Source organism: Laribacter hongkongensis DSM 14985 (assembly GCF_000423285.1).
Taxonomy (GTDB): domain Bacteria; phylum Pseudomonadota; class Gammaproteobacteria; order Burkholderiales; family Aquaspirillaceae; genus Laribacter; species Laribacter hongkongensis.
Map to the genome: position 1 here is coordinate 34,012 of NZ_AUHR01000001.1, position 19,454 is coordinate 53,465.

Consider the following 19,454-nt stretch of genomic DNA (forward strand, 5'->3'; position numbering starts at 1 on the left):
AATCAACAAGAATGAAAATATCCGTCATCATCAGTACATATAACAGACCAGATGCATTGCATGCCGTCTTGACCGGGTTTTGCCATCAAAAACCAACGGATCACGACTGGGAAATCATTATTGCCGATGATGGATCGACAGATGAGACAACAAAAACAATAAATAACTTCAGCAAAAACAGCAAAATATCTTTACAGCATGTCTGGCATGAAGACAAAGGATTCCGGTTAGCAGAAATCCGTAACCTGGCGGCGACCAGATCCACTGGTGATTATCTTGTATTTCTGGACGGCGACTGCATCCCTTTACCTGATTTTGTTTATCAGCATGGCAGGCTTGCCGAAAATGGATGGGCTATTGCAGGAAACCGCATACTGATGTCACAAGATTTCACTCTTGACTATCTCACTGGCTCAATCACTGCTTCCCACCTATGGAACAAATTCGACTGGCTAAAATTCAGACTCAAAAAATCAGTCAATAATTCTCTGGGCTGGCTACGTATTGATAGCCAGGCATGGCGCAGAAAGCAGGCTGAAAACTGGAAAACATTGCGTGGCTGCAATATCGGGGTATGGAAAAATGCCTTCGAATCCGTCAATGGATTTGATGCGTCATTTTCCGGATGGGGCTATGAAGACTCCGACCTTGCAGCAAGACTCATCCGGAATGGAGTCGGTATCAAAAACGGCAGGTTTTCTGTGCCCGTTCTACATCTTTGGCACAAAGAAAACGATCGGACCTTTTCTGGTGAAAACTGGAAAAAATTGGAGGCCACTCTATCCTCAACCCATATACATGCAAAATCCGGAATAAAAAATATGTCCCTAGGGGAGAGGCTATGAAATCCATTACAGGCATTAATCTGATATTTCACTCCATCTGTCCTGGTGGCGGCATGGAAAGATACGTCATGGACATAATGACCGAATTTGCACGAAAGGGCATACAAGTCCGAGGCATTGCAAGAAAAGCCCAATGGCCTAGATTAAAACCAGCACAGATCGAGCTGGTAACAATCAAAGATAAAACCCCATTTTCCCGACTCAACAATCTGATTTTTGAGAGAGTAGCTCACAAACAGTGCAATCCAGCATGGCCGACGATAGGGATTTCAAGGACCCCTTATGGAGCAGACATAGCCATAGCCGGAGGAACGCACATAGGGCATTTGCATGCCAAAGGAAAAACAGCCCGCGGCCTATTCAACAAGCTGACCATCAGCCATGAGCTTTCATTTTACAAAAACTCAAAAATATTAATCAGTCACTCAAAAAAAGTCCAAGAAGAAATAATAGGCCACTACCATCAAAAAAGAGAAAAAACAGCAACACTATACCCACCTATAGACACAAAAAAATTCAATATTTCAGCAAGAGAAAGCAGAGAAGCAACCAGAAGCCTCCTTCAGCTCAAAGATGACGAACTAGTCCTATTCTTCCCATCAAACAATCACAAGCTCAAAGGCTCAGAACTTATTTTGAACACACTGGATCAATACCATATAAACGCAAAATTGTTAGTAGCAGGAAAAGCCGACTTAAAACACCCCAAAGCCATCAATTTAGGGCACATTACAGACATACAAAATATTTACGCAGCTGCAGATGCCACAATTCTAGCCTCAAAATATGAAGCATTTGGATTGGTAGCAACAGAATCCATTCTTTGTGGAACACCAGTATTACTGGCAGAAGGAATCGGAGCTACAGAGGTCCTCCGCCCCGCTGCATGTATCCAATTCGGACAAACCACGGAATCACTCGCTTCCGCCATTCAAAACCTCACCCAGAATATCAGGCCGCACATTACTAACGAAAGCGATATCACATATGATGTGCACTTGGACCATCATGTTAACAAACTGATTTCTTTTTTAGAAAATGCATAACCAAGCCGAGCAAAAATATCCACTAGCAAGCATGCTCTTGATTACCTTCAATCAAGAACAGACGATTCTGGAAGCTCTTGAAGGAGCCGTAAGTCAAGATTATCCCCATACAGAAATCATTATTTGCGACGATGCCTCGCAAGACTCCACCTTTGAAAAGGTTGTTGAATTCTCCAGAAATTATCCTGGGCCACACAAACTCATCCACCACAAGAATCCAGAAAATGTAGGAATTGGTGAAAATATAAACCAAGCCATCAAGCTATCAAGCGGAAATTTTTTCTTCATGACGGCAGGCGATGATATTTCACTACCTCACCGGGTCAGCACCGTCATGAAGGTTTGGCGAGAGAAAAGCTATTCCGTGGACTTGATTGCCTGCTATTTAAAAGATCTGGATTCAGAAAGCAGGACACATGGACTAATTTCTGTAACTGACCTTGCAAAATACCAGGACATGGATGACTGGATAAAGCTCGGCCATCCGAAATTGATTGGTGCAGCCCAAGCCTGGACCAGGAAGCTATATGAATCATATGGAGGAATCCCACAAGGAACCGTAGCTGAAGACATGCTAATGGCTTTCAGAGCCATTGCGATGGGGAGAGCTCTCACAATTCCAGAACCTTTGGTACTTTACCGACGTGGAGGTACAACCTCAAAAAAGGACAGGATATCTACCGCTGCCGTCATTTCCAGCTTTACAAAAAAAACTTTCAACACCAAAATCGAACTATTAGATATGCTCAAAACAGCGGCAACGAATTCTCCCTCTCCCATAGTGTTAAACCACCTAACGGCTCTCTATGAAAAAGAGTCATTAATTGAAGATTTGTTTAAAACAAAAAAACAAAAAAAGAGAAACTCAAGCTGATTGCAGCCAACAAAAGCGAAAAAATCGCAAGTAAAATACGACTATTCCTCTACTCCACAGCCCCTATTGTTATGGATTTTTTCCTTAATTTAAAGAAATTTTACAAAACATATAAAACAAAATGAACACTTCAAAAATCGTTCAAATCATTTCAACAACCAGTCTGATAATCATATTTTCGCTTGGCTTCTCAGTGCAACGAAGCTCCACCTCGTTGTATTTGATTTTATCTGCACTAGCACTAACTCTGATCACCACAAAAAAGACATTCAGAAATACTTTGAAACTATGTTGGAAAACATTCCCGGGCTGGACCATTGCCATGCTTACCTTGGCCATAGCAATAACCATACGAGAAATAGCCAACCCCGTAATCCAACTCAGGTACGCAGATGCGGCATACCGGCTTTTCTTGGCACCATTTTTATTAACATTGATATACGAATCAAAAGCAGGTGATATAAAAATCATCAAATGGAGCTGGCTGGTCGCCGTCATTCTCATGGCAACATCAGGATATTTTAATTATATTACAACCCAAGACATAAGACCGCATTCTGCGTTTACCAATACCATACCATACTCCGCATTTTGTGCAGTTTTTGCAATACTGTTTGTCACAATCAATCAGTCTGGCAAATTAATCTCAGCAGCATGCCTCATACCAGCCTCAGCGGTCATATTTTATTCACAATCCAGAGGCGTATGGATAGGAGTTATTTTAGCCACAGCCTTCTTGATCATTAATGCATATAACATCTCAGGAAAAAAAATATTTCCCACCATCGCACTCATAGCAATTTTGGCATACGCCACATCTGATTTATTTTCATCTCGCGCCGACATAACGATCCAGCAGACCATGGATTTTTTTAATGGAAATCGAGAAGGATCCGTGGGAATGAGAATGCAACTTGCACTTGCCTCATACTACATCTTTATCGAAAACCCACTTTTTGGTGCCGGCAGAAATTTATTACCTGCCCTGCATGAGCTTTACGTAAATGGCTACATAACACAATCCGTATCAGATGCAGCAGATACTCATGGAGAACTATTTTACAACGCAGCAAGCCTAGGGATAGTCGGGGTAATCTATTACCTAATATTCTATATATTTACTACAGTTCCATTCATACAAGCGATGAAGCAAGAAGCCACTCGACAAGTCGGCATGGCAGGAGTGGCAATCAGCATTGTCTTCTTTTTCACCGGATTCACACATATCACATTCGGACTATCAATGTATGCTTCAATTTATGCCAGCATCCAGGTTGTATTACTGACAGCAATCCTCAATGCAAAATATCCAAAAACCTGAGTGCTAGCATACATAACGATACTCACCAATTTAAGCAACCAAACAAAAACTCCCGGCCAGTCTAATAGCCGGGAGTTTTTGAAATAATCAGTAATATAGCTTATTATCAGGCGATAATAACTGTCCGGTTTTTTTGATCTGCCCCCAAACCGGTTCCTGCCGGAGTTGCCCCGCAACGTCCTTCGCCAATTGATCATATTGACTGGCTTGACCAGCCTCTCCATATGCCCTTAGCAGAGCCACCTTTACCGACAGGTCATCCGGCTCGTCCTCCAAGGCTCCCTTGAGTACCCGGATTGCCTCTTTCACCTTGCCTTGGAACAGGAATACCTCTGCCTCCCCAACCGGATCAATTCCCCGCACACTGGCTTTGACAAACCTGTTCTGCCTCCACCATTGCGCAGCCAGATAACTGGCGCTCACCAGCAATAACGCATTAATCAGTGTTTGCAGTTCAAATTCTAGGTTCATGGCTGTTGTTCTCCCCTATGCCGCCTGTACGCATCTTCGTTCATCCCACCTTGTCAAACAATTGGTGGAAATACGTATTGCCAATGTCATTATCAATTTTCAATAGTCATTTTCTATAAAATGAACATCAACAAATCATGTTTATCTAAATCAGAAAATCACAGACGAAAGAACATCAAACGGACTAGCCGATTTTTGCAAGACATCATCCTGATGGCAGCCAATCCCATGTCGCCCTCCCGCCAATATGCAACACGAAGAGTCCGGACAAAAAAAATCCGCACACCAACACTGGTTGGTATGCGGATCATTATTGCCAAAAGAGGCTAGCCCGAGAGGATATTTGCCAATCAGAGCGCATGAGAAACGAAAATTGTCAATCCCTAATATTGTGAATTAATACCTTTTCGAGATATTTTTCCCCAACACCGGATTCAAGGCGGCAATGCCCAAGGCGGTCCGGCAAGACAAACCGTAATTGCCCTCCCTCCACCTTCTTGTCGTGCCCCATCAATTCAAGCCAGGTTGCCAGCGGCCAGGCCGGTGGAACAACAGGCAAATTGCTTTGCAGCAAAAGCGCCCTTATCCGCAGCACGTCCGCAGACTCCAGCTGTCCCATCTCTTGGGCGGTTTCTGCGGCCAGTACCATGCCTGCCGCAACCGCTTCACCATGCAGCCAGACACCAAACCCGAGCCCGGCTTCGATGGCGTGCCCAAAGGTATGCCCCAGATTCAGCAACGCACGCACACCTTGCTCTTTCTCGTCCTGCCCCACGATGGCCGCCTTCATCCGGCAGCTCACCTCCACCGCATGCGCCAGCGCTGCCTTGTCGCGCGCCAGCAAGGCCGGCACCTGCTGTTCGCACCATTCGAAGAACGGCAGGTTGTCGATCAGCCCGTACTTGTAGACCTCGGCCAGCCCGGCGGAAAATTCACGCTCCGGCAGCGTGTCCAGCACGTCCAGATCTGCCAGCACCACCCGGGGCTGCCAGAAGGCACCGATCATGTTCTTGCCGGCCGGATGATTGATGGCCGTCTTGCCGCCGACCGACGAGTCCACCTGCGCCAGCAGGGTCGTAGGAATCTGCACAAACGGCGCACCACGCTGCCAGCAGGCAGCAGCAAAACCGGTCATGTCTCCGATCACCCCGCCGCCCAGTGCCACCAGCGCCGTCTTGCGCTCGGCACGCATGGCAATCAGGGCATCAAAAATGCAGTTGAGCGTCTGCCAGTCCTTGTGCGCTTCGCCGTCCGGCAGGATGACCACTTCGGTGCACACGCCAGCTGCCTGCAATGACTGCCGGCAGCGCTCCAGATACAGTGGTGCAACCACGTCGTTGGTCACGATCAGGGCACGCGACTGCGGCAGATGGGGCGCAACCAGTTCACCGGCACGGTCCAGCACACCCTGGCCGATATGGATCGGATAACGGCAGTCAGGCAGGGTCAGGTCAAGCGTGATCATGGGCGGGAATTCTCTTGCAAACGGGCCAGCAGACGATTGACCAGGGTACCGACATGCTGGCGACTGGTATCAATCACGATGTCCGCCACTTCGCGGTACAGCGGATCGCGGACAGCAAACAGGCTTTCGAGTTTTTCACGCGGGTTGGCGGTCTGCAGCAGCGGCCGGTTCTTGTCGAGTGCCGTACGGGCCAGCAGGTCATCGATCGACGCCCGCAGGTAAATGACCGTTCCGTGTGCCCGCAAGGCAGCCCGGTTGGCCGGGTCGAGCACGGCACCGCCACCGGTCGCCAGTACGATGTCGTCGCGCCGGGTCAGTTCGGCAATCACCGTCCTTTCACGCTCGCGAAAGCGCTCCTCGCCCTCGATCTCGAAAATCAGCGGGATGCGCACGCCGGTCCGCGCCTCGATCTCGTGGTCGGAATCGTAAAAGGTCTTGCCGGTCAGACGCGCCAGTTGTCGTCCCACCGTGGTTTTGCCGGCGCCCATCAGCCCGACCAGAAAGTAATTGCCTGACAGCTTCATGTTGCCGATTGTAACCGGGCAGCAAGCGGGCGTCATGACCGACTCGACATTGCACCCGGATGACTCGCAACCACTCAAGGTGTCCCCGCCCGCAGCCAGCCGCTATACTGCCCGCTTTTGCCAAGCGACATGGCGCAAAGTTCATGATTTCCAGACTGTTTCGCTGGCTTCTGATTGCCCTGGTACTGCTGATAGTCGTGGTGGCCGCCCTGATCGGGGTTGCGGTCTCCACCACCTATCCCCGACTTCCCAGCATTGAAGCCCTGACCGAATACCGCCCCAAGATCCCCCTGCGCATCTACACTGCCGACGGCGTGCAGATCGGCGAATTCGGCGAAGAAAAACGCGCTTTCACCCCGATCGCCGAAGTGCCGCCGATGATGAAGCGCGCCATCCTCGCAGCCGAAGACGAACGTTTCTACCAGCACGGCGGGGTCGACTACCTCGGCGTCCTGCGCGCAGCCGCCGGCAACGCCCTGCATGGCAGCGTCCGCTCGGGCGCCTCGACCATCACCATGCAGGTGGCGAAAAACTTCTTCCTGTCGAGCGAGCGCACCTTTACCCGCAAGTTCAACGAAGCCCTGCTCGCCTTCAAGATCGAACACAACCTGAGCAAGGACCAGATCCTCGAGATCTACTTCAACCAGATCTACCTCGGCCAGCGTGCCTACGGCTTCACCTCGGCAGCCCAGACCTATTTCGGCAAGACCCTGCACGAGCTGTCACCAGCAGAAATGGCCATGCTGGCCGGTCTCCCCAAGGCGCCGTCCTCCTACAACCCGGTGGTCAACCCCGAGCGCGCCCGCCTGCGCCAGCTGTACGTCCTGCGCCGCATGTACGAACTGGGTGCCCTCAATGCCGACCAGTACGAAGCCGCCAGGCTGGAGCCGCTCAAGCTGGCCAGCCGCAACGAGGACTTCCCGGTGCCGGCCAACTATGTAGCTGAAATGGTACGGCTGGCCATGGTGGCCCGCTACGGCGACGGTGCCTACGCCGACGGCTACAAGGTCTACACCACCCTGCGCTCCGACCACCAGCAGGCCGCCTTCAGTGCCGTGCGCAACGGCCTGATGGACTATGACCGCCGCCACGGCTACCGCGGCCCGGAATCCTACATCGATCTCGCCACCCTCCCGGCCGGCGACGACCGGGACGAAGCACTGGACGACGCACTGGCCAAGATCCGCGACTCGGGCAAGCTGCAACCGGCCATCGTGCTGGCGGCTTCGCCCACGCAGATCACCGCCTACCTGCGCGGTGGCCAGGAAGTACACGTCAAGGGCGCCGGACTCACCTTTGCCCGTGCCTACCTGTCGGACAAGCTCACGCCGGCCCAGCGCATCCGTCCGGGCTCGGTGATCCGCGTCACCCAGAATGACAAGGGCGTCTGGAGCATCAGCCAGATGCCCAAGGTCGAAGGTGCCTTCGTATCGGTCAACCCGCGCAACGGCGCCATCCTGTCGCTGGTGGGCGGTTTCGACTTCAACCGCAACCACTTCAACCGCGTCACCCAGGCCTGGCGCCAGCCGGGTTCGAGCTTCAAGCCGTTCATCTATTCCGCAGCCCTGGAGCGCGGCTTCACGCCGTCGACCATGGTCAACGATGCCCCGCTGGTCATCGACCCGCAGTCGATCGGCGGCCAGCGCTGGGAACCGAAAAACTACGACGGCAAGTTCGCCGGCATGATGACCCTGCGGCGCGGCCTCACCCTGTCGAAAAACCTGGTGTCGATCCGCGTGCTGATGGCCACCGGCACCGACTACACCCAGCAATACCTGCAACGCTTCGGCTTTGCCGCCAAGCAGCATCCGGCCTACCTGACCATGGCGCTGGGGGCCGGCATGGTCACGCCACTGGGCATGGCCGAAGGCTACAGCGTGTTTGCCAACGGCGGCTCGCATGTCACGCCCTACTTCATCGACCGCATCGAAGACGACCGCGGCCAGGTACTGGCCCAGACCGCTCCGCAGGTCGTCGGCCAGAACGCCAAACAGGCCATCGATCCGCGCAACGCCTTCATCATGACCAACCTGATGCAGGACGTGGTCAAGTTCGGCACCGCCCGCCGTGCCCTGTCGCTCAACCGGACCGACCTTGCCGGCAAGACCGGCACCACCAACGACTCGCGCGATGCCTGGTTTGCCGGCTACGCACCCAACGAACTCGTGGGCGTGGCCTGGGTCGGTTTTGACGACAACCGTCCGCTCGGCGGCGGTGAAACCGGCGGTGGCGCTGCGCTGCCGATCTGGATCGACTACATGCAGCACGCCCTGGCCAAGGCACCGGAAATCGAACTGCCGCTGCCGGCCGGCATCGTGGAAAAGCCCGGCGCCGGCCTGCACGGCCAGCCCGAGTATTACTACGAAGAATACCAGCAGCCCAATCCGGAACTGGGCCTGAACAACCAGCAAAGCCGCCCGCTGGACGCCGGCGAAGCCGATGGCAACGCAGCACCGGCCGACTCGGCCCGCGACGCGGTGGAGAACGTCAAGGAACTGCTGTTCTGAACGGTTTCCGGCATGTGAAAACGCCCCGGCCTGCGCCAGGGCGTTTTGCTGACCGCTTCATGCCCGCAAGCCCCGGGCATCGCACGACCGGCGCTCCAAAGTGCCAGTTACCGGCCTGCCCACAGCCCGCGTGAATCACAAAGCCATCGTGTACAGACAAGCCGCACCGGATGCTGCTTAGACAGCAAAATTTGCCACTCGTCCACAGCACCCGCAGGAGTCAGGCCTCGAAACGCCCTGCCATAGGGTGGTACCGAGTGCGGTCAATCGTTGTGGCCGTATGTGGAGCAGCTTTTATCGTGGCAAATCACAGCCCGGAGGACGCATGCCGCATGAGGCCATGCGCCAGAATGTCCCGCGCAGCGCCAGCGACGGCACAAGCCAGGCGAAGTGGCCGCGAAAGATGCACACCGCACCGGCAGGACACGGCCAGTGTGGATATCCGGAACAGTGCCGGCCTCATGGCCAGCCTCGACATGGCGCACCGGATTGGATGCGCCGCCCGTATACGGCACTCCGGCACGACGATACCGCGCGGTTCTCGGCATGAACGCCCGTCCCGGCAGCCGGTTTGTTCCATCAACGCGAACCGGCCGTCCCTGCCGGCCTGGCAAAGCAGATAGCTATCCGCCCCGTCAGTTCCGTGTCAGGCGGTAAAACGCCAGGCTGCCCAAGAGGTTGGGCCACAGGCTGACTTCATGCCCGCCATCCGTCACGGCCCGCTCAAGGATCCGGATATTGTGTTTGGCACACAGTGCTTCGAAGTCGACCAGCGTGCACCAATGGATGTTGGGCGTGTTGTACCACTCGAACGGGATCGACCGGGTCACCGGCATGCGGCCGAGCGCAATCGACCAGCGGTTCTGCCAGAAGCCGAAGTTCGGAAAGGTGACGATGGCTTCGCGACCGACCCGCAGCATTTCGGTCAGGATGCCCTCGGTATGGCGCATGGCCTGCAGGGTCTGCGACAGGATCACCGTGTCAAAGCGCCGGGAGCCGAACTCTGCCAGCCCTTGCTCCAGGTCGGCCTGCACCACGTCCACGCCCTGGCTGACGCAGGCCACCACATTGTCGACATCCAGCTCGACGCCGTAGCCCTTGACGTGTTTGGCCTTGAGTGCCGCCAGCAGGCTGCCGTCACCACAGCCGAGGTCCAGCACGCGCGAATGCGGTTCGATCCAGTCATACAGGCGTTGCAAATCGGGACGCAACTGCGGATTCATGCTGCCAGCTCCTCGGCCACACGGTTGAGATAGGCGCGCATCAGCGCGACGTAGGGGGAGTCGGTCATCAGGAAAGCGTCGTGTCCGTGGGTCGACTCGATTTCTCCGTAGGACACGCGCTTGCCGGCTGCCACCAGTGCCTTGACGATCTCGCGCGAGCGGTCCGGGGCAAAGCGCCAGTCGCTGGTAAACGCCGCGATCAGGAAATTCGCCCGTACCCGCGCAAGCGCCGCCACCAGGTCGCCGTCAAATGCCTTGGCCGGGTCGAAATAGTCGAGTGCCTTGGTCATCAGCAGATAGGTATTGGCGTCAAACAGGCCGGAAAACTTGTCGCCCTGGTAGCGCAGGTAGCTCTCGATCTCGAATTCGACATCAAAGCCGTACTGGTAGTCACCGCTGCGCAGCAGACGGCCGAACTTCGCGCCCATGCCGTCATCCGACAGGTAAGTGATGTGACCGAGCATGCGCGCCAGCCGCAGGCCGCGCCGCGGCACCACGCCGTGGGCGTAGAAGTCGCCGCCGTGAAACTCCGGGTCGGTCAGGATGGCCTGCCGCGCCACGTCGTTGAAAGCAATGTTCTGCGCCGACAGCTTGGGTGCCGACGCAATCACCAGCGCATTGGCCACCCGCTCCGGAAAGCGCATGGACCACTCCAGCGCCTGCATGCCGCCCAGGCTGCCGCCGATCACCGCCGCCCAGCGGCGGATGCCCAGCAGGTCGGCCAGCCGCGCCTGCGACTCCACCCAGTCCGGCACCGTCACCAGCGGAAAGGCCGAACCCCACGGCCGGCCCGTGGCCGGATTGACCGACGACGGGCCGGTCGAACCGTGACAGCCGCCCAGGTTGTTGACGCCGACGACAAAAAAGCGGGCCGTGTCGATCGGCTTGCCCGGCCCGACCATGTTGTCCCACCAGCCGGCCTGCTTGTCGTCTTCGCAGTAACGCCCGGCCACATGGTGGTGCCCCGACAGCGCGTGACAGATCAGGATGGCGTTGTTCGCCTCCGGATTCAGTTCACCGTAGGTTTCGTAGCACAGCGAATAACGGTCCAGCACCGTACCGCTGGCCAGTGCCAGCGGTGTATCGAAGTCCGCACGGCGGGCCTCGACCAGACCGACCGAGTCGGAAGCAAAAGTCATGAGAAAGACGCCAAGCTTGATGCAAACAGGGTTCGATTATATCGGCCGCCCCTGCCCTGGCAACCCGATTGGCCTTGCCCGGCACGCCACAAAGCCCAACAATGCCTCCCCCAGCCGCTTTTGACCCGACGCCAGCCATGTTCGCCCGCCTGTTCAAGTTCTTCGTGCTCGCCTTTGTCCTGCTGGCAGCCTACCAGTGGCTGTTCAACCGCGAGCAGCGCCGCAGTCTGCGCGAATGGACCGTGACACTGGCGCAGGCTTTCCTGGTTTCCGCCGTCCTGTTCGTCGGGCTGTACCTGCTGGGCTGGCGGCACTGAGCCGGCCGCCGTTGATCCGGCATCCCCTGCCGGCCTGCCTGACCGGAGTAGACTCGCGCGCCCTATGCAGCTAGATCATTACGTCCATACACTGGGCCGCCATCTCAAGGCCCGTTTCGGCGAGCGCGTGCACAAGCTCGCGCTCAATGCCGCCTTTACCTGCCCCAACCGCGACGGCACGCTGGGCCGCGGCGGCTGCACGTTCTGCAACGTGCGCGCCTTCAGCCGCACTGCCGACATCCCGCTGGCCGAACAGCTGCAACAGGCCAAGACCGGCGCTGACCGCGCCCGCAAGTACCTGGCCTATTTCCAGGCCTACACCAACACCTACGCCGAAGTCGCCACCCTGCGCGGGCTGTACGAGGCCGCGCTCACCAGCGCCGACGTGGTCGGGCTGTGCGTCGGCACCCGTCCGGACTGTGTGCCGGATGCCGTGCTCGACCTGCTGGCCGGCTACCGCGACCAGGGCTATGAAGTGTGGCTGGAGCTGGGACTGCAAAGCGCCTGCGACGAGACGCTGGCACGCATCAACCGCGGCCACGGCTGGGCCGCTTACGCCGACGCCGTTCGCCGGGCCCGCCTGCGCGGACTGGCCGTGTGCACCCACCTGATCGTCGGCCTGCCGGGCGAATCACCGGCCCAGCCGCTGGATACGCTGGCACGCGTGGTCGATGCCGGCGTCGAGGGGCTCAAGCTACATCCCCTGCACATCGTGCGCGGCAGCCGCATGGCAGCACAGTTCCGCCGTGGCGAACTGGCTCCGGTCGGGCTGGAGGAATACGCCGGCATTGCCTGTGAGCTGATCCGCCATACGCCGCCGGCGGTGGTGTTCCACCGGGTGTCGGCCACCGCCAAACGCGACGTGCTGCTGGCACCGGACTGGTGTGCCGACCGCTGGCCCTCAATCCAGGCCATCACCGGACAACTGGCATGCTCCGGCCCCCAGGGCAGTGCACTGGGCCAGCCGTGGCAGCCGCCTCAGGCCGGTGACACGGCGGCCCGGATGCCTTCGGGTACAGGCACGGTCGTCCCGCTGGCGTAATCCACCCAGACCAGCACCACTTCGCCCACGGCGTAGACCGTGTCCGGGTCGCCCTCACGATAAAAGTGGTGCCGCAGGGTCAGGCTTTTTTCGCCCAGCCGCACCAGTTCCAGGGTAATCCCGATCCGGGCCGGATAGGTGAATTCGCGCCGGAAACTGCACCGGGTGTCAGCCAGCACCGGCCCGATGCCGTCCGGATTGATCGACAGGCCAAGGCTGTCGAGCCACTCGACCCGCACCTGTTCGAGATAACGGAAATAATTGACGTTGTTGAGATGGCCGAGCGCATCCATGTCGCTCCAGCGCATGTCGATGCAATAACGGGCAAACGGGGTCACGGCAGCGTTAGTCATGGTGGTATCCGGTAGCTCAGGCGGGTTTGCGGCCAGCGGCGGGCTGGCACCAGTTGTTGCCGGGATTCAGGCCGCCGTCGGGTGACTGGTAGCCGATGCAGCCCAGCACGCTGTCAAACAGTTCTTCGTGCCGGCCCACGGCACCGCTGGCAGCCCGGGCCCGCAGCGCTTCCAGTGCCTGCTGGCCGCCGGACGTGGCCACCAGCCGGTCCGACATCCACACCAGCATCGGCACCCGGCGTTGTTCGGGCGGGGCGATCTGCCGCGGCGTGGCATGAAAATGCACGCCGTCGTCGATCGATTCGCCGTGGTCCGAAGTGTAGAAAACGATGGCCTTGCGTCCGCGCACCTGGTCAATCACCTGCTTGAGCACGGTGTCGGTGTACAGGATGCTGTTGTCGAACGAATTGAGCAGTTGCTCCTTGTTGCACGCGGCGTCGATGCTGAAACACTCGGGCGTGAAGCGGGCAAACTCGCGCGGATGGCGTTGCGAATACAGGTAGTGTGACCCCTTGGTGTGCAGGATCACCAGATGCCGGCCGCGCGGATGCTCCTTCAGCGACTGCGCCAGCTGCGGCACCAGCAGCATGTCGTCGACCGGCTTGCCGGCATTGCCCTCATCGGCGGCGATCATCTCGCGGAACAGGTAGTCGTCGGCATCCACGCTGTCGTAAAACCACAGCTCGCTCTGCATGGCAAAAAGCTCGGAGCTGAACCCCAGCGCCTTGAGCGTGGCGAAAACATTCTCTTCCTTCAGCGTACGCGCGGCATCATCACCGGCCCCGCCTTCGCGCACGAACATGCAGCGCAGCGACAGTTTGGTGGCGGTATCGCACGACCAGCCCGGCATGGCGACGAGATTCGGTTCCTGCGCCAGCAACGGCGTCGTATTGCGCGCATAGCCCAGCAGGCCCATGTGGTCGGAGCGGGCGGTTTCGCCGATGACGAACACCACCGTCACGTCCTCGCGCTCCGGATCAGCCTGGTAGGCAAAGCGCCCGGCCGGCGCCAGCAGCTCGCCCTGCCGGTACTCGTTGACCTTCTGGTAGGCCACCATGCCCAGGCCAGCCACCCAGTTGGACGGCAGAAAGCTGTGCGCCAGCACCCCGGCCGAATCCGGGCTGCCCTGGCCGTCATTGCGTACCTCTGCGGCCTTCAGCCATTCCAGCGGTGCCAGCAGCATGACCAGCGCCAGCGCCATCGGCGTCAGCGGGCGCCAGAAGGTACGGCGCGACCACAGGCTGCCGTGCAGGCAGTCACGCAGGCGGGTGCGCCAGACCAGCATGACCGGTACTCCGGCGGTCGGTACCAGCCACAGCAGGAACTGCCAGCCGACCGATTCACGCGACAGGTCGATGTCGGTGGTCAGCACCGAAATCATCACCCCGTAGCCGATCACCACGTCGAAAAAGGTCATGTAGTACGATGCCGCTGCCGAGAACAGCACCAGCAGGCTCGCCAGCACGCGATAGGCGCGCCGCCCGGCAAACGATGACAGTGCCAGCAGCAGGTAGGTCAGCGCCATGACGCAGCAGGCAGCCATCAGGACCCCCGGCAGCTGCGGCCACGCAAGGTCACCGGCCGGCGTGAGGAGCCGGCGCAACCAGACATCGAGATTGAGCAGCCCGCCCACGTAGACAGCCAGCCAGGCCGAGAGGGCGGACTGGCTCAGGGACGGGGTCAGCCATGACAGCAGTCGGTTCACGCGCGTGTTCCTCTATAACAACCTGGTTCGGGACCGGTGAACGGCCATGCCGTTCCCGAGTCGCGCGATCATAATGGTGAGGCCGGCTTCCGACAAACCGCTTGCCGGATTTGCAGCGTGACCGCCGGACAGGTCATCCCTGCCTTTCAGGCTTTTGACGCACGGAAACACCCGTACGGGTGATTAAAGTGCGGAGATTCACTCTATCAAACCACGAAATGTCAAACACATATTCGTTTTTGCATACCGTCGCAACCCAGACCCCGGCGATCCGCTCGCTGCACGACCTGTCGGTCTATCACCACCAGCTGTGGGAAATCGTCCTGATCGGTTTCTTCACCCTGATGGCAACGCTGGCGTGGTACATCTTCGTCAAGCGCAGCGCCAACAAGGAACTGGGGCGACGCGGTGCGCTCTGGCGGGCGTTCTGGCAGGCGTCGTCCCCGGCCATCATCACCATCATCGGCATCATCAGCGCCTCGCTGCTGCTGCGCGTGATTGCCCGCGACTGGATTCCCGAACTGCTGGACTGGATTGCACCGTTGCGGCTGATCGCCATCGCGCTGGTGGTGGTGCTGGGCATGTTCCGCTACATCAATGCCTCCGAGCGCATTCATGTCGACAACGGCAGCGACAGCACCACGGCCAGCGCCCTGTCCAAGGTGGCCAAGGCCAGCGTGCTGACACTGGCCTTTTTGGCCGTCGGACAGAATTTCGGCCTGAGCCTGTCGGGACTACTGGCATTCGGTGGTGCCGGCGGCCTGATCATCGGTCTGGCCGGCAAGGACATCCTGGCCAACTTCTTTGGCGGACTGATGATTTTCGTCGACCGGCCGTTCCAGGTCGGTGACTGGATCAGTTCGCCCGACCGCAATATCGAAGGTACGGTGGAAAAGGTGGGCTGGCGCCTGACGCGAATTTTCACCTTCGACAACCGGCCGATGTACGTACCGAACTCGGCGTTTTCCACCATCAGCGTGGTCAACCCGCAGCGCATGACCAACCGCCGTATCAACACCACCATCGGCCTGCGCTACCAGGACCTCGGCCGCATGCAGGCCGTGGTGGAAAACGTGCGCGCCATGCTGCGCGCGCATCCGGACATCGACCAGGAACAGGTGATCCTGGTGTACTTCAGCGCGTTTGGCGATTCGTCGGTCAACTTCATGGTGTACTGCTTCACCCGCACCACCAGGTGGGCCGAATGGCTGTCCGTGCAGCAGGACGTGTTCCTGAAGATTGTCGGCATCGTGCAGGCCCAGGGGGCTGACTTTGCCTTCCCCAGCCGGACGCTGTATTTCGATCCGGCCAGCCTGCCCAAAGCCGGCGGCGACTGATGCAGCAAAGCCGTTGCCCAGACCGGCGCAATCGCCCCGGTATCTTCAGAACCTTTTGTCCCGGGTTGAAGGGCGAGGAACGTGCTTGCGCCTAGTGACGGGCTGAAGTGCGAACGGAATCTTCCTGTGGAAGCAGCCAACGCCGGGATGGCGGGTCAGACAGCTGGTTTTCAGCACTGCACATCCCGCAAGTGTCACAGCCACGTGCAACACCAGCGAGCCTCAAGCCCTTGATTCACAATAAAAACAAAATAAATCAGACTCTCAGAGAAGCAGTGGCGCCCCCGGCGGGAATCGAACCCACATTTGCCGCTTAGGAGGCGGCCGTTCTATCCATTGAACTACGGGGACGGGGTGGTAAAGACCTAGGCGTCGCGCTCGACCGACAGCAGTGCCAGTTCGGTCAGCGCCTGCCGGGCTTCGGAGTCCGGCAAACCAGCCAGTGCAGCGACTGCCCGCTGGGCAGCAGCGACAGCCTGACCATGGGCGTAATCAAGCGCAGAGGTGGATTGTACCGCAGACAGCACGGCATCGAAACGCTCGCGGTCAGCCGCCTGCAAGGCACCCCTCACCACGGCAGCCTGGTCGGGCGAGCCATGCTGCATGACGTAGATCAGCGGCAGGGTGGTCTTGCCTTCGGCCAGATCGTCGCCAAGGCTCTTGCCGATGGTCGCAGCATCACCGGAGTAATCCAGCACGTCGTCGATGATCTGGAAGGCCGTACCCAGATGCATGCCGTAACCGGCCAGCGCGGCCTCTTGCTCCGGCGTGGCGCCGGCCAGCAGGGCACCGACGCGGCCGGCCGCCTCGAACAGCTTGGCGGTCTTGTACTGGATGACTTGCAGGTATTCGGTTTCGGTCAGGTCCGTGTTGCCGATGTTGAGCAGCTGCATCACCTCGCCTTCGGCGATGATGTTGGTCGCTTCGGCCATGATTTCCAGCACGCGCAGGCTGTGGGTATGCACCATCATCTGGAAGGCACGGGTATAGAGGAAGTCCCCCACCAGCACGCTGGCCGCGTTGCCGAACATGGCATTGGCCGTATCGCGGCCACGGCGTTTGTCCGACTCGTCCACCACGTCGTCATGCAACAGCGTGGCCGTGTGGATGCATTCGATCATGGCCGCCTGTTCGTGCACGGCAGGCCCCTGGCAGCCCAGCGCACGGGCCGCCAGGATCAGCAGGGCCGGACGCAGGCGCTTGCCGCCCGCACCAATGATGTACTCGGCCACCTGGCGGATCAGCACGACATCGGAATGAAGCGAACGGCGAATGACCTGATCGACAGCAAGCATGTCGTCAGTGATCAACTGGCGGAACAACGGGACAGTCACGGCGGGCTCGGTGAAGGTGGACGGGCTGAAACGGGCGGATTGTACCGCATAAAGCCATGACGTAAGCCTGACGCAAGCCGCGCGCCAGGCAGCCGCCCCCGCCCCGCGGTGAAAAGTTGACGCCAATCAGCCACTTGCGTATAGTCCGCGCTCTTCCGTGAATGGTCACGGAATGATTCAGGAGTAAAGTCCATGTATGCGGTCGTAAAAACCGGTGGCAAGCAGTATCGCGTTGCCGTCGGCGAAAAACTCAAAGTAGAACAGATACCTGCAGACATCGACAGCCAAATCGTACTCGAAGAAGTGCTGATGGTTGCTGGCGGTGACGAGGTCAAGGTTGGCACCCCGCTGGTGGCCGGCGCTACCGTCAAGGCGACCGTCGTGTCGCACGGCCGTGGCGAGAAGGTCCGCATCTTCAAGATGCGCCGCCGCAAACACTACCAGAAGCACCAGGGCCATCGTCAAAACTACACTGAAATCCGCATCGACGAGATTTCGCTGTAATCCAAGGAGCAAAGCACCATGGCACACAAAAAAGCTGGCGGTAGTTCCCGCAACGGTCGCGACTCACAGGCAAAACGCCTCGGTACCAAGGTTTACGGTGGCGAGCTGATTCCGGCCGGTTCCATCATCATCCGTCAGCGTGGCACCCGTTTCCACGCCGGTGAAAACGTTGGCATGGGCAAGGATCACACCCTGTTCGCCAAGGTCGACGGTTACGTCAAGTTCGTGGTCAAGGGCGCCCTCAAGCGCAAGACCGTGATCGTTGAACAGTACACTGGCGAAGCTGCCTGATTACAGGCTCCAAGCTTCCCGGAAGCCCTATCCAAGCGATAGGGCTTTTTGTTTTTGCGGCATGAGTCTTGCCAGATTCCTTTCAGGTCAGCAACCTGCGATCCTATGCAGCCATCCAATCGCCACTTCTACGCCGCCGGACTCCTGCTTGCAGGCATCATCCTGCTGGCGGTTTCGCCCATCTTCATGCGCGAATCCCCGGTCGGCCCTGTCGCCACCTCCGGCTGGCGACTTCTCCTGGCGTTGCCGATGGCCCTGCCGCTGACCTGGCTGGCGCGTGCCCGGGCCGCGCGTCACACCGCAGCACCGGCCGGCAAGCCCGGCGCCCGCGGCATCATCATGGCCATGATGTCGGGCGCCTGCTTGGCACTCAATCTGGTCGTGCTCAACATCGCCGTCTGCGAGATCAGCGTGGCCACCGCCACCTTCCTCGACAACCTGGCCCCGGTTGCCATCGCCTTTCTGGTTTGGTGGCTGTTTGCCGAGCGGCCGTCGCGCACCCTGCTGGGCGGCCTGACCATTGCACTGGCAGGCGCAGCACTGCTGTGCGGCGTGGCCGGCGATTCCGGTCCGAGCGGCGGCGACGTCATGCTCGGCCTGCTTGCCGGGTTGGCGGCTCCCGTCCTGTATGCCGGCTATTTCATCTTCCTGCGGCTCGCCAGCCGCGCAGCGGTCTGTGCCCACCAGGCGGTCTGGCTGTCCACCGTCGGCGCCGCGCTGACACTGGTTCCGATGATGCTGGTCAGCCAGGAGCCATTGCCGTCCGGCTGGCAGGACTGGCTGTTTCTGGCCGCCTATGCCCTGATCGTGCAGGTCCTGGGGCAGAACTGGGTTGCCCGCGCCATGGCCGACCTGCCCACGGCTCCGGCCTCGCTGGCGCTGCTGCTCCAGCCGGTCCTGTCGGCCCTGCTGGCCTGGATGTGGCTGGGCGAAGCAGTCGGTCCGCTGGAGTGGTTTGGCGGTGCACTGGTACTGTTTGGCCTCGCAGCCGGCACGGGTGCGATAAAATGGACACAGTTCCTGCCGCGCAGCGCCCATGCAGCAGCACTGCGGACGCGCACTCCGGACTGATTCCACCCGAGCCACAGGCTTTTCCCCTTTTTCCCGGCCGGCGGGTCTGCCCCGCCGGTCTTGCCGTTCTGACGAACGGTTCTGG

19 protein-coding genes and 1 tRNA gene are annotated in these 19,454 nt (G+C 58.5%); 11 read left to right on the top strand and 9 right to left on the bottom strand.

Going from position 1 to position 19,454, the window contains the following annotated elements:
• The first annotated feature begins 11 nt into the window (after positions 1-11).
• From G542_RS17745 to G542_RS17760, 4 genes are all read left to right on the top strand, one after another.
• Positions 12-845: a glycosyltransferase family 2 protein gene (locus G542_RS17745; RefSeq protein ID WP_162142312.1), complete on the top strand. Its 834-nt coding sequence runs from the start codon at positions 12-14 to the stop codon at positions 843-845.
• The gene (locus tag G542_RS17750) at positions 842-1,891 is read left to right on the top strand and encodes a glycosyltransferase family 4 protein (protein WP_081433662.1); all 1,050 of its coding nucleotides are present in this window, start codon (positions 842-844) and stop codon (positions 1,889-1,891) included. The genes G542_RS17745 and G542_RS17750 overlap by 4 nt, the downstream gene beginning before the upstream one ends.
• Positions 1,884-2,765 carry a glycosyltransferase family 2 protein gene (locus G542_RS17755; RefSeq protein WP_081666685.1) on the top strand — a complete coding sequence of 294 codons (882 nt, stop codon included), beginning with the start codon at positions 1,884-1,886 and terminating at the stop codon, positions 2,763-2,765. Before G542_RS17750 ends, G542_RS17755 begins: the two co-directional genes overlap by 8 nt.
• 322 nt (positions 2,766-3,087) lie before the next feature.
• Entirely contained in the window at positions 3,088-4,086 is a 999-nt protein-coding gene (locus G542_RS17760) for an O-antigen ligase family protein (protein ID WP_162142313.1), read from the top strand.
• An 87-nt stretch (positions 4,087-4,173) separates the two neighbouring features.
• Here G542_RS17760 and G542_RS0100185 read toward each other — a convergent pair whose 3' ends face one another.
• From G542_RS0100185 to aroK, 3 genes are all read right to left on the bottom strand, one after another.
• Entirely contained in the window at positions 4,174-4,557 is a 384-nt protein-coding gene (locus G542_RS0100185) for a type IV pilus assembly protein FimV (protein ID WP_012698396.1), read from the bottom strand.
• A gap of 376 nt (positions 4,558-4,933) precedes the next feature.
• Positions 4,934-6,022 carry a 3-dehydroquinate synthase gene (aroB, locus tag G542_RS0100190; protein WP_012698398.1) on the bottom strand — a complete coding sequence of 363 codons (1,089 nt, stop codon included), beginning with the start codon at positions 6,020-6,022 and terminating at the stop codon, positions 4,934-4,936.
• Positions 6,019-6,546: a shikimate kinase AroK gene (gene aroK / locus G542_RS0100195; protein ID WP_012698399.1), complete on the bottom strand. Its 528-nt coding sequence runs from the start codon at positions 6,544-6,546 to the stop codon at positions 6,019-6,021. Before aroK ends, aroB begins: the two co-directional genes overlap by 4 nt.
• Positions 6,547-6,689: 143 nt before the next feature.
• Between aroK and G542_RS0100200 the strand changes: the two genes are divergently transcribed.
• Complete coding sequence (locus G542_RS0100200; RefSeq protein WP_034984662.1) at positions 6,690-9,053, top strand: penicillin-binding protein 1A; 2,364 nt, start codon at positions 6,690-6,692, stop codon at positions 9,051-9,053.
• A 635-nt stretch (positions 9,054-9,688) separates the two neighbouring features.
• Here G542_RS0100200 and metW read toward each other — a convergent pair.
• Entirely contained in the window at positions 9,689-10,276 is a 588-nt protein-coding gene (gene metW / locus G542_RS0100205; RefSeq protein ID WP_027823087.1) for a methionine biosynthesis protein MetW, read from the bottom strand.
• Entirely contained in the window at positions 10,273-11,415 is a 1,143-nt protein-coding gene (gene metX, locus G542_RS0100210; RefSeq protein ID WP_012698402.1) for a homoserine O-succinyltransferase MetX, read from the bottom strand. Before metX ends, metW begins: the two co-directional genes overlap by 4 nt.
• Positions 11,416-11,516: 101 nt before the next feature.
• Between metX and G542_RS0100215 the strand changes: the two genes are divergently transcribed.
• Both G542_RS0100215 and mnmL read left to right on the top strand, forming a co-directional pair.
• Positions 11,517-11,732, top strand: coding sequence for a protein MIGRI (locus tag G542_RS0100215; RefSeq protein WP_012698403.1), 216 nt, complete (start codon positions 11,517-11,519; stop codon positions 11,730-11,732).
• Positions 11,733-11,796: 64 nt separating this feature from the next.
• The gene (gene mnmL / locus G542_RS0100220) at positions 11,797-12,774 is read left to right on the top strand and encodes a tRNA modification radical SAM protein MnmL/YtqA (RefSeq protein WP_027823089.1); all 978 of its coding nucleotides are present in this window, start codon (positions 11,797-11,799) and stop codon (positions 12,772-12,774) included.
• Here mnmL and G542_RS0100225 read toward each other — a convergent pair.
• Both G542_RS0100225 and eptB read right to left on the bottom strand, forming a co-directional pair.
• A complete protein-coding gene (locus G542_RS0100225) occupies positions 12,711-13,127 on the bottom strand; it encodes an acyl-CoA thioesterase (protein WP_051189817.1) in 417 nt (138 codons plus the stop codon). The two genes, mnmL and G542_RS0100225, sit on opposite strands and share 64 nt — an antisense overlap.
• Positions 13,128-13,143: 16 nt before the next feature.
• Entirely contained in the window at positions 13,144-14,832 is a 1,689-nt protein-coding gene (gene eptB, locus G542_RS0100230; RefSeq protein WP_081666686.1) for a kdo(2)-lipid A phosphoethanolamine 7''-transferase, read from the bottom strand.
• A 239-nt stretch (positions 14,833-15,071) separates the two neighbouring features.
• On the opposite strand from eptB, the gene G542_RS0100235 reads away from it, so the two are divergent.
• On the top strand, positions 15,072-16,169 hold the full coding sequence (locus G542_RS0100235; protein WP_280513429.1) for a mechanosensitive ion channel family protein: 1,098 nt from the start codon (positions 15,072-15,074) through the stop codon (positions 16,167-16,169).
• 276 nt (positions 16,170-16,445) lie between these two features.
• Here the strand turns inward: G542_RS0100235 and G542_RS0100240 are convergent.
• Positions 16,446-16,520 (bottom strand) — tRNA-Arg (locus G542_RS0100240).
• A 14-nt stretch (positions 16,521-16,534) separates the two neighbouring features.
• A complete protein-coding gene (locus tag G542_RS0100245; RefSeq protein WP_034984664.1) occupies positions 16,535-17,503 on the bottom strand; it encodes a polyprenyl synthetase family protein in 969 nt (322 codons plus the stop codon).
• A 192-nt stretch (positions 17,504-17,695) separates the two neighbouring features.
• Between G542_RS0100245 and rplU the strand changes: the two genes are divergently transcribed.
• From rplU to G542_RS0100260, 3 genes are all read left to right on the top strand, one after another.
• Complete coding sequence (rplU, locus tag G542_RS0100250; protein ID WP_012698408.1) at positions 17,696-18,007, top strand: 50S ribosomal protein L21; 312 nt, start codon at positions 17,696-17,698, stop codon at positions 18,005-18,007.
• Between the two features lie 18 nt (positions 18,008-18,025).
• Positions 18,026-18,298, top strand: a complete 273-nt coding sequence (gene rpmA / locus G542_RS0100255) for a 50S ribosomal protein L27 (RefSeq protein ID WP_012698409.1) — start codon at positions 18,026-18,028, stop codon at positions 18,296-18,298.
• A 105-nt stretch (positions 18,299-18,403) separates the two neighbouring features.
• Complete coding sequence (locus tag G542_RS0100260) at positions 18,404-19,369, top strand: DMT family transporter (protein WP_012698410.1); 966 nt, start codon at positions 18,404-18,406, stop codon at positions 19,367-19,369.
• The last annotated feature ends 85 nt before the right edge of the window (positions 19,370-19,454 follow it).

Coding starts and splice junctions, on each gene's coding strand:
- G542_RS0100260 (WP_012698410.1), top strand. CDS start 18,404: ATGCAGCCATCCAATCGCCACTTCTACGCCGCCGGACTCCTGCTTGCA.
- metW (WP_027823087.1), bottom strand. CDS start 10,276: ATGAATCCGCAGTTGCGTCCCGATTTGCAACGCCTGTATGACTGGATC.
- G542_RS17745 (WP_162142312.1), top strand. CDS start 12: ATGAAAATATCCGTCATCATCAGTACATATAACAGACCAGATGCATTG.
- G542_RS17750 (WP_081433662.1), top strand. CDS start 842: ATGAAATCCATTACAGGCATTAATCTGATATTTCACTCCATCTGTCCT.
- mnmL (WP_027823089.1), top strand. CDS start 11,797: ATGCAGCTAGATCATTACGTCCATACACTGGGCCGCCATCTCAAGGCC.
- metX (WP_012698402.1), bottom strand. CDS start 11,415: ATGACTTTTGCTTCCGACTCGGTCGGTCTGGTCGAGGCCCGCCGTGCG.
- aroK (WP_012698399.1), bottom strand. CDS start 6,546: ATGAAGCTGTCAGGCAATTACTTTCTGGTCGGGCTGATGGGCGCCGGC.
- rpmA (WP_012698409.1), top strand. CDS start 18,026: ATGGCACACAAAAAAGCTGGCGGTAGTTCCCGCAACGGTCGCGACTCA.
- G542_RS0100200 (WP_034984662.1), top strand. CDS start 6,690: ATGATTTCCAGACTGTTTCGCTGGCTTCTGATTGCCCTGGTACTGCTG.
- rplU (WP_012698408.1), top strand. CDS start 17,696: ATGTATGCGGTCGTAAAAACCGGTGGCAAGCAGTATCGCGTTGCCGTC.
- G542_RS17755 (WP_081666685.1), top strand. CDS start 1,884: ATGCATAACCAAGCCGAGCAAAAATATCCACTAGCAAGCATGCTCTTG.
- aroB (WP_012698398.1), bottom strand. CDS start 6,022: ATGATCACGCTTGACCTGACCCTGCCTGACTGCCGTTATCCGATCCAT.
- G542_RS0100215 (WP_012698403.1), top strand. CDS start 11,517: ATGCCTCCCCCAGCCGCTTTTGACCCGACGCCAGCCATGTTCGCCCGC.
- G542_RS17760 (WP_162142313.1), top strand. CDS start 3,088: ATGCTTACCTTGGCCATAGCAATAACCATACGAGAAATAGCCAACCCC.
- G542_RS0100225 (WP_051189817.1), bottom strand. CDS start 13,127: ATGACTAACGCTGCCGTGACCCCGTTTGCCCGTTATTGCATCGACATG.
- G542_RS0100185 (WP_012698396.1), bottom strand. CDS start 4,557: ATGAACCTAGAATTTGAACTGCAAACACTGATTAATGCGTTATTGCTG.